Source organism: Winogradskyella sp. HaHa_3_26 (assembly GCF_019278425.1).
Taxonomy (GTDB): Bacteria; Bacteroidota; Bacteroidia; order Flavobacteriales; family Flavobacteriaceae; genus Winogradskyella; species Winogradskyella undariae.
On the sequence record NZ_CP058981.1, the window covers coordinates 2,883,784 to 2,896,573 of the forward strand.

The 12,790-nt window shown below is 31.0% G+C and carries 13 protein-coding genes; 10 read left to right on the forward strand and 3 right to left on the reverse strand.

Annotated elements, in window-relative coordinates; translation table 11 throughout:
- Positions 1-139: 139 nt before the first annotated feature.
- The gene (locus H0I32_RS12455) at positions 140-796 is read right to left on the reverse strand and encodes a YceI family protein (protein ID WP_173587999.1); all 657 of its coding nucleotides are present in this window, start codon (positions 794-796) and stop codon (positions 140-142) included.
- Between the two features lie 149 nt (positions 797-945).
- Here H0I32_RS12455 and H0I32_RS12460 point away from each other — a divergent pair, with 149 nt between their 5' ends.
- From H0I32_RS12460 to H0I32_RS12500, 9 genes are all read left to right on the forward strand, one after another.
- A complete protein-coding gene (locus H0I32_RS12460) occupies positions 946-1,500 on the forward strand; it encodes a nucleotide exchange factor GrpE (protein ID WP_173588000.1) in 555 nt (184 codons plus the stop codon).
- 55 nt (positions 1,501-1,555) lie between these two features.
- The gene (gene dnaJ, locus H0I32_RS12465; protein WP_173588001.1) at positions 1,556-2,689 is read left to right on the forward strand and encodes a molecular chaperone DnaJ; all 1,134 of its coding nucleotides are present in this window, start codon (positions 1,556-1,558) and stop codon (positions 2,687-2,689) included.
- A 353-nt stretch (positions 2,690-3,042) separates the two neighbouring features.
- Positions 3,043-3,972: an ABC transporter ATP-binding protein gene (locus tag H0I32_RS12470; RefSeq protein ID WP_179313759.1), complete on the forward strand. Its 930-nt coding sequence runs from the start codon at positions 3,043-3,045 to the stop codon at positions 3,970-3,972.
- Positions 3,972-5,285 carry an ABC transporter permease gene (locus tag H0I32_RS12475; RefSeq protein WP_179313760.1) on the forward strand — a complete coding sequence of 438 codons (1,314 nt, stop codon included), beginning with the start codon at positions 3,972-3,974 and terminating at the stop codon, positions 5,283-5,285. The genes H0I32_RS12470 and H0I32_RS12475 overlap by 1 nt, the downstream gene beginning before the upstream one ends.
- Before the next feature lie 3 nt (positions 5,286-5,288).
- The gene (locus H0I32_RS12480; protein WP_179313761.1) at positions 5,289-6,176 is read left to right on the forward strand and encodes a mechanosensitive ion channel family protein; all 888 of its coding nucleotides are present in this window, start codon (positions 5,289-5,291) and stop codon (positions 6,174-6,176) included.
- 25 nt (positions 6,177-6,201) lie between these two features.
- Positions 6,202-7,080, forward strand: coding sequence for a DUF6268 family outer membrane beta-barrel protein (locus H0I32_RS12485; RefSeq protein WP_173588005.1), 879 nt, complete (start codon positions 6,202-6,204; stop codon positions 7,078-7,080).
- A gap of 2 nt (positions 7,081-7,082) precedes the next feature.
- Positions 7,083-8,246 (forward strand): sigma-54-dependent transcriptional regulator, encoded by a 1,164-nt coding sequence (locus H0I32_RS12490; RefSeq protein ID WP_173588006.1) that lies wholly within the window; start codon positions 7,083-7,085, stop codon positions 8,244-8,246.
- A 12-nt stretch (positions 8,247-8,258) separates the two neighbouring features.
- Positions 8,259-9,137, forward strand: coding sequence for a PPK2 family polyphosphate kinase (locus H0I32_RS12495; protein WP_179313762.1), 879 nt, complete (start codon positions 8,259-8,261; stop codon positions 9,135-9,137).
- Positions 9,130-9,648 carry a hypothetical protein gene (locus tag H0I32_RS12500; protein WP_173588008.1) on the forward strand — a complete coding sequence of 173 codons (519 nt, stop codon included), beginning with the start codon at positions 9,130-9,132 and terminating at the stop codon, positions 9,646-9,648. Before H0I32_RS12495 ends, H0I32_RS12500 begins: the two co-directional genes overlap by 8 nt.
- A 5-nt stretch (positions 9,649-9,653) precedes the next feature.
- Here H0I32_RS12500 and H0I32_RS12505 read toward each other — a convergent pair whose 3' ends face one another.
- Together H0I32_RS12505 and lysA are read right to left on the reverse strand one after the other, a co-directional pair.
- Positions 9,654-10,691: an AI-2E family transporter gene (locus tag H0I32_RS12505; RefSeq protein WP_179313763.1), complete on the reverse strand. Its 1,038-nt coding sequence runs from the start codon at positions 10,689-10,691 to the stop codon at positions 9,654-9,656.
- A 106-nt stretch (positions 10,692-10,797) separates the two neighbouring features.
- Positions 10,798-12,003, reverse strand: coding sequence for a diaminopimelate decarboxylase (gene lysA, locus H0I32_RS12510; protein WP_179313764.1), 1,206 nt, complete (start codon positions 12,001-12,003; stop codon positions 10,798-10,800).
- Between the two features lie 114 nt (positions 12,004-12,117).
- Here lysA and H0I32_RS12515 point away from each other — a divergent pair, with 114 nt between their 5' ends.
- Complete coding sequence (locus H0I32_RS12515; protein WP_173588011.1) at positions 12,118-12,774, forward strand: hypothetical protein; 657 nt, start codon at positions 12,118-12,120, stop codon at positions 12,772-12,774.
- Positions 12,775-12,790 lie beyond the last annotated feature (16 nt).

Consider the following 12,790-nt stretch of genomic DNA (forward strand, 5'->3'; position numbering starts at 1 on the left):
AAAAAACACCTAGAAATAGGTGTTTTTCTTTTTTTAATAGAAGTTTTAAATAATTATTAAATAGAATAAGTTATTAAGAATAAAAAATGCAATCATTTTAATGATTGCATTTTTACTAAAACTTATTTTCTTTACACTACTATTTTGTAGCTGTCAAATTTATTTTTAATTCAATTTCATCATTAATAAATTTATCACCTAAATTATCAAAAAATGATTTTGATCCATGTTTGATATTCCATTTAGAACGGTCTATTGTGAATGAGTCACTAAGGATCATAATTGAATTGTCATCAATAGATTTTATTTTTATAGGGAAACTTATGTTTTTTGTCGTTTCTTTTAACGTTAAATTACCTGAAAGCATCATCACGCTTTCATTATTTGTTTTGAAGCCTGTGATTACAAACATTGAATTTGGGTATGTTTGAACATCAAAAAAATCAGCACTCTCAAGATGAGATTTTAATTTTGCATTCCCCTCTTCTTCAACGGGGATATCTTTAACAATAATACCATTCATTTCAATAACAAATTTCCCGCCTTTTACAATACCTTCACTAGTGCTTATTTTTCCACCTTTAATTGCAATTGTTCCATTGTGAGAACCTGTAGGTTTAAAACCTTTCCATTCAATTACAGATTTGTCGGTATCTACTTTATAAGTAACAATATCGGATTTAGAACCTGCAACATCCTCAGCCTGTTTGGTGTCGGCTTCTTTTGCTTTATCACCACAACTTGTAAATGCAATAAAAGTAATTAATGTAAAAATCCTTAAAAAATTAGTCTTCATCTTTTGTGTTTATTTGATTTCGTTTAAAAATACGAAGATATAAAAACAAAGGTTAAAGTGAGATAAAGAAATGTTAATGACATTTTGACATTATTATAATAATGGCAGTACTTTTGCCAATACTATTGAAAGCAAAAAACGAACTCAAAATGAGTAAAGAAGATAAAAATACAAATATTGAAGATCCTAATGTAGAGGATCAAAATTCTACTACTGCAGAAGCAGATTCAGTAGAGCAAAATGAAGTTAGATCGGTAGAAGAGCAACTTCAAGATCAGTTAGTCGCAGAAAAAGATAAGTTTATGCGATTATTTGCTGAGTTTGAAAATTATAAAAAACGAACTAACAAAGAGCGTATTGAACTGTTTAAGACAGCAAGTCAAGAAGTCGTAGTGGCTATGCTTCCTGTATTAGACGATTTTGAACGTGCTTTATCTCATATAGAGGAAGATAAAGAAGCAGAAGAATTAAGAAAAGGAGTTTTGTTAATTTATAATAAATTAGTTAATACTTTAGAGAATAAAGGGTTAACTAAAATAGAAGTAAGACAAGGCGATACTTTTAATGCAGATATTCATGAAGCTATAACTCAAATAGCAGCACCTTCAAAAGATTTAAAAGGTAAAATTATTGATGTTGTAGAGCATGGTTATAAATTAGGTGATAAAATAATTCGTTTTCCTAAAGTTGTAATCGGACAATAATAGATAATAACAAGGTTCACCGTTTTTTTACAAAATATCAAGAATAAATTAGTTGATGAAAGAAGATTATTACGACATATTAGGAATAAGTAAAGGAGCATCTGATGCCGAAATAAAAAAAGCTTATCGTAAAATGGCCTTAAAATATCATCCAGATAAAAATCCAGATGATAATGAAGCTGAAGAAAAGTTTAAAAAAGCAGCAGAAGCCTATGAGATTTTAAGTAACGCAGATAAGAAAGCGCGTTATGACCAATTTGGACACCAAGCTTTTGATGGCGGCGGTGGCGGCGGAGGTTTCGGAGGAGGCTTCGGTGGCGGAGGTATGAATATGGATGATATCTTTAGTCAATTTGGTGATATTTTTGGAGGCGGTGGCTTTGGAGGCGGTAGCGGCTTTGGCGGTGGCGGAAGACAACGCGTTGTTAAAGGAAGTAACTTAAGAATCCGTGTTACATTATCATTAGAAGATATCGCTAACGGTGTTGAAAAGAAAATTAAAGTAAAACGTAAAATACAAGCACCAGGGACTACTTATAAAACTTGTAGTACTTGTGGTGGTTCTGGTCAAGTTACTAGAGTAACCAATACTATTTTAGGTAGAATGCAAACAGCTTCTGCTTGTCCTACTTGTGGAGGAGCAGGACAGTCTATAGACAAAAAACCAGCAGATGCAGATGCACATGGTTTAAAAGTTTCAGAAGAAACGGTTACAGTTAAAATACCAGCAGGTGTTGTTGACGGAATGCAGCTTAAAGTTACCGGAAAAGGTAATGATGCACCCGGAAATGGTATAGCAGGAGATTTATTAGTAGCAATTCAAGAAGAAGAGCATCCTACTTTAAAACGAGAAGGTGATAATCTACATTACGATATGTATGTTAGTTTGCCAGATGCCGTTTTAGGTAACTCTAAAGAGATCGATACTGTTACAGGTAAAGTTAGAATTAAGATAGAGCCAGGTGTGCAGTCTGGTAAAATATTAAGATTACGTGGTAAAGGTATTCCTAGCATTAATGGCTATGGAGGTGGAGATTTACTAGTGCATGTAAATGTTTGGACACCAAAGACTTTAAATAAGAAGCAAAAAGCCTTTTTTGAAAGTATGAAGGATGATGAGCATTTTGAGCCTAAGCCAGAAAGCACTGACAAGTCTTTTTTTGAAAAGGTGAAAGATATGTTTTCTTAAACTACTTCTATTGAATAAAAATTAGTATATTTGATTATCGCTAATCTTATTAGCGGTAATTTTTCTTTTTCATAGCAATTTTTTCCCATCCTTATCTAACCATGAGGGTGGGTTTTGTTTTTTTACCAATTCGATTCTAAATCGAACTAGCGATTTATCGTGTTTTATGAGTTCTTTTTATTCAGAAAGCTTTTTTCGTTAGATCTAAAATATATTGTTTAAATTAAAGCTTCACTTTTATAGGAGTGAAAGAATTATTAGTACTTTAAATAAATAGTAGCACTTTCTTATTTTAGAATCTCTAACATTTAATATATTTACAGACTAACCATACCTCTAAAATTTAGATTAATATGAATGACTTATTAGTTGCTAATTCCGTGTCTAAGAGTTTCGGGAATTTTAAAGCACTAAATGAAGTGTCTATCGCTGTGCCAAAAGGCAGCATTTTTGGTTTACTTGGCCCAAACGGGGCAGGTAAAACCACTTTGATACGTATTATAAATCAAATTACAATGCCAGATACTGGTTCTGTTTTATTAGATGGCCAACCGCTAAAAGGAGACCATGTTAGAGATATTGGTTATTTGCCAGAAGAACGTGGCTTATATAAATCAATGAAAGTAGGCGAGCAGTGTTTGTATTTAGCACAATTAAAAGGCTTAACTAAAACGGAAGCAAAAGACCGGTTAAAATATTGGTTCGATAAGCTAGAAATTGGAGATTGGTGGAATAAGAAAATTCAAGAGTTAAGTAAAGGTCAAGCACAAAAAATACAATTTATTGTTACGGTGCTTCATCAACCTAAGCTATTGATTTTTGATGAGCCATTTTCAGGTTTCGATCCTATAAATGCCAATTTAATTAAAGACGAAATTTTACAACTTAGAGACGAAGGAGCTACCGTAATTTTTTCGACGCATAGAATGGAGTCTGTAGAGGAGCTATGCGATCATATAGCATTAATTCATAAATCTAATAAAGTTTTAGACGGAAAGTTAAACGATATTAAACGTCAGTATAAAACCAATACATTCGAAGTTGGATTAGAGTCTTTAAATAAAGAAAAAGTGTTATTAGAAATTCAAGATAAATTTGAAGTGCTTCCGGCAACTTTTAAAAACTTGAATGATGATATAAAATTGAATATTAAAATAAATGAACAAACATCACCAAATGATTTATTGTCATTTTTAACCTCAAAATCAGAAGTGCATCACTTTGTTGAAGTGATTCCATCTGCTAGTGATATTTTTATTCAAACTGTAAACAACAATCAATAATGAATCATTTACCATTAATTATAAAACGCGAGTATTTTACAAAAGTGAAAAACAAATCATTTATTGTAATGACGTTTTTAAGTCCTTTAATAATGATTGCGCTTATTGCAGTTGTAGCTTATTTATCACAGCTAAATAATGAAAAGGAACGTACCATTTCGGTTTTAGATGAAACAGGATATTTAAAAGATGTATTTATAGATTCAGAACATACAAATTATACCAATCTTAATGGGTTAAGTCTAGAAGACGCTATTGTTTTAGTGAAAGAGAAGGAAGATTATGGACTTTTATATATCTCTAAAACAAATTCTCTAGATGATGTTACAGGGCATGTAAATTTTTATTCTGAAGATTCACCTTCATTAAGTGTTATATCTGGTTTAGAACGTCAGATTGAAAAACGACTTAAAGAAAAGAAATTGGAGTTAGACGGAGTTTCTTTAGCACAAATAGAAGCTTCTCAAATTAATATTGATATTGCACAAGAAAGTTTTGATGGAGAAAAAAGTTCTAAAATAGACAATGTTGTAAAGCTAGCTTTTGGTGGTGCTGCAGGATATTTACTTTTTATGTTTATCATTATTTATGGTAACATGATTATGCGTAGTGTTATTGAAGAAAAAACAAGTAGAATTATAGAAGTTATTATTTCGTCTGTAAAACCAATTCAATTAATGATGGGGAAAATTATAGGAACCTCATTAGCCGGAATTACGCAATTTGTAATTTGGGTCATTTTAGGAGCCGTTTTAATGTTTGTTGTTTCTGCTATTTTCGGTATAGATTTAGCGCAAGTGCAGTCACCGCAACAAGAAATGGTAAATCAAGCTATGCAGGCTGGTGACCCACAAGTTATGGCAGAAAATTTAATTAATGCCATTAGTAATCTTCCATTAGCAAACTTGGTTATTGCCTTTTTGTTTTTCTTTATAGGTGGATATTTATTATACAGTTCATTATACGCTGCTATTGGCGCTGCTGTTGATAACGAAACAGATACACAACAATTTATGTTACCAATTTTAATGCCTCTTATGTTGGCTGTTTATGTTGGTGTGTTTACAGTTATAGAAGATCCTCATGGAACAGTATCTACGGTTTTTTCTTTTATTCCATTAACGTCACCTGTCGTTATGTTAATGCGTATTCCGTTTGGTGTGCCACTTTGGCAACAAGCTTTGTCATTAGTGCTATTACTAGCAAGCTTTGTTTTTGCCGTTTGGTTTGCAGCTAAAATTTATAGAGTAGGAATTTTGATGTACGGAAAAAAACCAACCTACAAAGAACTTTTTAAATGGTTGAAATATTAATCTATGATTCAAGATTTAGAACATATTGGTGAAACGATTACGGAGAGTAGCGCTTGGGAAACGACTAAGGCATTTCTCAATAAAAATATGACAATTGGTGAAAATATCAGTATTTCAATACTTGATGTTATCATTGTTATTACCGCTATTTTTATCACTACAATTGTTTTAAGAATTGTTCTTAAAATCATTACTAGAAACATTCCTAGTGAGAACAAAGGAAAGTTTAATGTCGTTTACGGTTATTTTCGTTGGTTAGTATATGTAATAATTCTCTTTGTAACATTAAGTAGTGTTGGTGTTAATGTTACTGCTGTTTTTGCAGCATCTGCAGCCTTATTAATCGGGATTGGGTTAGCGTTAGAGACTTTATTTCAAGATATTATTTCTGGTATTTTTATTTTAATAGATCAATCTGTTCATGTAGATGATATTATAGAAATTGAAGGTAAAGTCGGTAGAATTATAGAAATTAAACTAAGAACTACAAGAGCAGTAACCATAGATAATAAAGTATTAATAATACCAAATCATCTTTATTTAACCAATTCACTTTATAATTGGACACAAAACGGAACTACAACTCGCGAAAGTGTAGAGGTTGGCGTTGCTTATGGAAGTGATGTGCAGTTGGTAAAAAAGTTGTTATTAGAGGCCGCAAGTACACACCCTAAAATTTTACCTAGTCCACCACCGACGGTCGTTTTTACAAATTTTGGAGATAGTTCTTTAGATTTTAAATTAGTTTTTACATTAGGAGATAGTTTTACAGCACAGATTCCTAAAAGTGATATTCGTTTTGAAATTGATCGTCTTTTTAGAGAAAATAATATTGCTATTCCATTTCCTCAGCGAGATATTCATATTATTAATAGCGGTAATGAATCATAGAAAAAGAAACATTTAATTCATGAGTATGAAGTCTTTTAAGATTTTAATTATAGTATTAACCTTAAGTTTTTCAAAACTTGTTATAGGTCAGGTTACTGATTTAGCTCGGTTAGAATATTCATTTATTCCTAAAAGTAAATCTCAAGATCAGTACACACGATTGAGGGCTTTAGTTAATTATCCAATTGAAATTAAGAAAGATAATTATTTGGTATTTGGAGCAGAGTATAATAGAATTATTTTAAACCTTGAAGATAATTATCCGTTTGATAGTTCTTTATTTCAAACACTCAATGTTATAGATTTAAATATCGCTTATACCTTTAAAACAAGTGAGTTTTGGAGGTATGGAATTAAATTTAATCCACGTATAGCATCAACATTAACGCATCAGATCACTAATGAAGATATTTTTCTTAATGGAGGTATTTTTACCATTAATGATAGAAGAAGAGACGAAACGGCAGAGAAACCATATCGTTTAATTCTAGGAATAACCTATAATTCAACTGCGGGAACGCCTTTTCCATTGCCTTTTGTTAGTTATTTTAGGCGTGTTAATGAGTCTTGGTCTTTTAATCTAGGTGTTCCAAAATCTAATTTAAAGCATTATTTTAGTGAAAAAAGTATGACTCAAGTTTTTGTTGGCTTAGACGGTTACTTAGCACATTTACAAAGCCCTTTAGAAATTAATGGAAAAAAAGTAGATAATATATCAATGTCTGTTGCCTTATCTGGTTTGGGATATGAATATTGTTTTTCAAAACATTTAGTTCTTTATGTATACAGTGGACACACATTTAGGTTTAAAAATGTACTTAGAAATGAAGATAGGGATGAAGTCTATCCGTTAAATGATTCAAATTCATTTTACTTAAGAACAGGAATAAAATTTAAAATATAATTATGCCAAAAATATTGATAATTGAAGATGAAGCAGCAATACGTCGTGTATTAGTTAAAATTTTATCTGAAGAAAATGACACCTATCAAGTAGAAGAAGCAGAAGACGGTTTAGTAGGAATTGAGAAAATAAAAAAGAACGATTACGACCTTGTGCTATGCGATATAAAAATGCCAAAAATGGATGGTGTTGAAGTTTTAGAGGCAGCAAAAAAAATAAAGCCTGAAATTCCGATGGTTATGATTTCTGGTCATGGTGATTTAGACACGGCAGTAAATACAATGCGTTTAGGTGCTTTTGATTATATTTCCAAACCACCAGATCTTAATAGATTATTAAATACCGTTCGTATTGCTTTAGATCGAAAAGAGCTTGTCGTAGAAAATAAAATGCTGAAGAAAAAAGTCAGCAAAAACTACGAGATGATTGGTGAGAGTGATAAGATAGCGCGTATTAAGGACATGATTGATAAAGTAGCACCAACAGATGCACGTGTTTTAATTACAGGTCCAAACGGAACAGGAAAAGAACTCGTTGCACACTGGTTACATCAAAAAAGTGACCGTTCTAAAGGCGCTATGATTGAGGTTAATTGTGCTGCAATACCAAGCGAACTTATAGAAAGTGAATTGTTTGGTCATGTTAAAGGTGCGTTTACATCAGCGGCAAAAGATAGAGCAGGTAAATTTGAAGCTGCAAACGGTGGAACTATATTTTTAGATGAAATTGGCGATATGAGTTTGTCTGCACAAGCTAAAGTTTTACGTGCTTTACAAGAAAGTCGTATTCAACGTGTAGGAAGCGATAAAGACATTAAAGTCAATGTTAGAGTTGTAGCAGCAACCAATAAGAATCTTAAAAAGGAAATTGAAGAAGGTAACTTTAGAGAAGATTTATACCACCGATTAGCTGTTATTTTAATTGAAGTTCCTTCTCTTAATGAAAGAAGAGAAGATATTCCTTTATTAATAAATTATTTTGCTAAAAAGATTTCTAAAGAACACGGAAATATTGAAAAATCATTTTCTGATAAAGCCATTAAATTACTTCAAAATTATGATTGGACAGGTAATATTAGAGAGTTGAGAAATGTTATTGAACGTCTCATTATTTTAGGAGGAAATGAAGTTAGTGAAAGTGATGTAAAAGCTTTTGCTTCAAAATAAAACATACTGATTATGAAGGATATTAAGATTGAAGATTTTAAAATATCATCTCAAATTAAGATTGAAGATTTACCCACAACATTTGATTTAGAGTCAAGTGAAAAAAAGATAGAAAAGAAATTAAGAAAAGTAAGCGAAGATTTAGCTGAAATTCAGAATGCAATGTATGCGCATGGTAAGTATTCTGTTCTATTTTGTATTCAGGGAATGGATACTGCGGGTAAAGACAGTTTAATTCGTGAAGTATTTAAAGAATTTAATGTTAGAGGAATTATTGCTCATAGTTTTAAAAAGCCAACAGATTTAGAGTTAAAACACGATTATCTTTGGAGACACGTTAAGGCTTTGCCTGCAAGAGGTAAATTCGGGATTTTTAATAGAACGCATTACGAAAATGTACTAGTTACAAGAGTGCATCCAGAATATTTAATGTCAGAAAACCTTCCTGATATAACTTCTGTTAAGGATGTAGATGATTCTTTTTGGGAAAAGCGATTCGATCAAATTAATAATTTTGAAAAGCATATTGCTGACAATGGCACTATCATTTTTAAATTTTTTATAAATATTTCCAAAGAAGAGCAAAAGAACCGCCTGTTGAGACGTTTAAATAAACCCAATAAAAACTGGAAATTTTCACCAGATGATTTAGATGAACGCGAATGTTGGGAGAGTTACCAAGCTTGTTATCAGGAAGCTATTAATAAAACATCAAAGCCTCATGCACCTTGGTATAATCTTCCTGCTGACGATAAACCAACAGCAAGGTATATTGTAGCTAAAATTCTTTATGATACACTTAAAGAATATACAGATATTAAGGAGCCGGAATTACCAGCGAAAGAAAAAGCTAAAATTGATGACTATAAAGCGAGATTAGAAAATGAGTAAAAACAAAGAAGAACTTCCATATTCAGAAATGCCAGAATATGCTGATAAATTTACAGCAGGAACAATGGCTGCGCGTATGGTTGATGCTTTAGGGTTTCGGTTTTATTGGGCTACAGATAATTTATCAGTAAAAGATTTGTCTTATAGGGCAAATGAAGATTGTATGTCTGCAAAAGAGACTATAGAACATATTTATAGTTTATCTCAACGTATAGTAAATTCAACATTAAAGAAGTCTAATTCTAATGAAAAAGAAGAATTATCTTATATCGAATTACGTACTAGAATATTAAACAATCTAAAAATAGCTTCTGATATTTTAAAAACAAGTGAAGACATTTCTCAATACAAAATCATTTTTGGCGAACGAGAAATTCCATTTTGGAACCAAGTTAATGGTCCAATAGCAGATTCTATTTGGCATTGTGGCCAATTGGTCGTTTACAGAAGAATTACTGGTAATCCAATAAATGAAAAAGTGAACCATTTTACAGGTAAACTAAGGGATTAATTTTTTTATAGCTGCTCTTTGGTTTGACCCTCAACAGATTTGCCATATTCTTTGGTGTAAATTTTAACTAAAGCCATAAATATGCTGATTAAAAGTGGTCCGAAAATTAGACCTATAAATCCAAATAAAGGCACACCAATAATAACACCGATTAATGTGATTAAAGGGTGAACATCATCTAGTTTTTGTAATACATATAATCTAATAATATTATCTGTAGTCCCCACTACGATAATTCCGTAAAGTAATACACCCCATGCTTGGAAGGTGTCACCAGAAGAAAGACTTAATATAAATACGGGTATAATACCTACAAAAGTTCCGATAAAAGGAATCATAGATCCAATAGTAACAATTACAAACCAAAAGAAAGGATCTTCAATGCCAAATATTAAAAACCCTATTAAAGCAATAATACCTTGAGCAATGGCTACTAGCGGAATACCTATGGCATTAGATCTAATCATAGCTTGTATTTCAGTGCCAATCTCACTTAAATTATCTGTGTTCATAGGAATATAATCACGCAGTGATTGTCTTAATTCTTTCCGATTCGTTAGCATAAAATAAAGTATAAAATACATGATACTAATGGCAATAAACAAGTTAAATGTATTACCAGCCATATTTTGTAATCCATCAGATAGCCACGTCGTTATTCCTTCAGTATCTATTTGAGAGTTAATATCAATACCTGTTTTAAATTTAAATCGTCCAATTTGTTCTTTAAAAGCATCAATTACTTTTCCACTATTTTTAGAGAGCTCAGATATTTTATTACCTAACATAATACCAAATCCAGAAAGCGGAATTAAAATAAGAAAAAAAGATCCCGTCATCAGCATTAGTGCTGCTAATGAAGACTTCCAGTTATACTTATCTACAAGGCTTTTCATTGGTTTTCTGAGTAAAATATAAAATGTAATTGCGCCTAAAACACCACTCAAATAGGGTAGCATTTCACTAAAGATTAAACTTCCGGAGAGGATGATTAATAGTAAAATGAATATTTGACGGATAATTTTAGGCGCAATTTGTTTCATGTGTATAGGGTTTTATAACTAATCAAATATAGTTGTAAACGACCTACTCTTATGCTCTAAAAAAAGAAAAAATTAACGCAATTAATATTAACGTTATTCATATTATTTAAATAGTGATTTCAACTTGGTTATTTAAAATGTCATCAAAAGTTTCACGCTTTCTTATAAGATGAGGTTTTCCTTTATATAATAAAACTTCTGCAGGTCTGTAACGTGAATTATAGTTACTAGCCATTGAGTAACAATAAGCACCAGCGTTTTTAAAGGAAATAATATCGCCTTCGTTTATTTCTGGGATTCGTCTATTATTGGCAAAAGTATCTGTTTCGCATATGTAACCAACTACAGAATAAAAACGTTCGCGTCCTTTTGGGTTAGAGATGTTTTCTATTTCGTGCTGAGAACCGTAAAGCATTGGTCTTATTAAATGGTTGAATCCTGAATCTATCTGAGCAAAAACAGTAGAGGTTGTTTGTTTAACCACATTTACTTTTGCTAAAAAGATACCAGATTCACTGACTAAAAACTTACCTGGTTCAAAAGCTAAGGTTAATTGTTTTCCGTATTCTTTACAGAATTGGTTAAAACGTTTCGATAATTTATCACCTAATTCTTCAATATTAGTTTCAATATCACCATCTTTATAGGGTACTTTAAATCCTGATCCAAAATCAATAAATTCTAAGGTTTTGAAATTTTTAGCAGTTTCAAATAAAATTTCACTTGCATATAAAAATACATCAATATCTAAAATATCACTTCCTGTATGCATGTGAATACCATTAATATTCATTTGGGTATTCTCTATAATACGAAGTAAAAGTGGAATTTGGTGAATAGAAATTCCAAATTTACTATCAATATGTCCAACAGAAATATTAGTGTTTCCACCAGCCATAACATGCGGGTTAATACGAATACAGACAGGAGTTTTAGGATGCTTAGTCCCAAATTGTTCTAATATAGATAGATTGTCTATGTTTATTTGAACGCCAAGTTTAGCAACTTCTTCAATTTCTTCTAAAGAAACACCGTTTGGTGTAAAAATAATTTTCTCAGGTTTAAAACCTGCTTTAAGTCCTAATAGAACTTCTTGTATAGAAACGGTATCTATACCAGAACCAAAAGAATTAAATAACTTTAAGATTGAAATATTAGAAAGTGCTTTAACAGCGTAGTTTAGCTTTAAGTGCTTTACCTTACTAAATGCATTAGTTAATCGTTTGTATTGAAATTCGATTTTTTCAGCGTCATATACATATACCGGACTTCCGAAATCCTTCGCAATTTGTAATAAGGTGTTTTGTTCCATCTTTTTATTAGATATTATTGATTTTAGTTGGACAAAAGTAAATGTAATCCTTATTTAAAACATATAAATGTAAAAAAATATCTATTTTTACACAAAATGTTATATATTTAACAAATGAAAACAATTGCATCCTGTGTTCAAGAGATTATTGTCTCTAGTCCATTTTTAGAAGAAGGCTTATCTCGAGAGATTATTAATTTTTCGGCTTTAGCTAAAGATTTAAATGAGCCAATTTCAAAAATGTTACGAAAACCGGTTAAAGACGGTGCTATAATGATGGCACTTAGAAGGTTTCAACAACCCTTAAATTTTGAAAATAAGAGTCGTTTACAAAAGATTTTTAATCAATTAGGAGATATTACGGTACGTTCAAATTTAAGTGATTTTACATTTCAAAATTCAAAAACACTTATTGAAAGTCATTCTAAAATATTAGATAGAATAGGTGCTAATAATCAAATATTTTACGCCTTTACTCGCGGAATGTTTGAAAGTAATATTATTATTTCTACTACCGAAAAAGAAAGTATTTTAAAGATATTTAAAAATGAAACACAAATAGGATTACAAGATAAGTTATCTGCAATTAGTATTTATCTGCCCAATGGTAATTCTAAAATCGTAGGTTTGTATTATCAAATTTTTAAGCGTTTGGCTTGGGAAAATATAACATTATATGAAGTGGTATCTACAACAAATGAATTTACGGTAGTTGTTGAGGATTATTTAGTAGATAAAGCATTTTCTGTGATAAAAGACTTAAAAATATAAAGTTTAACTTAGTTAG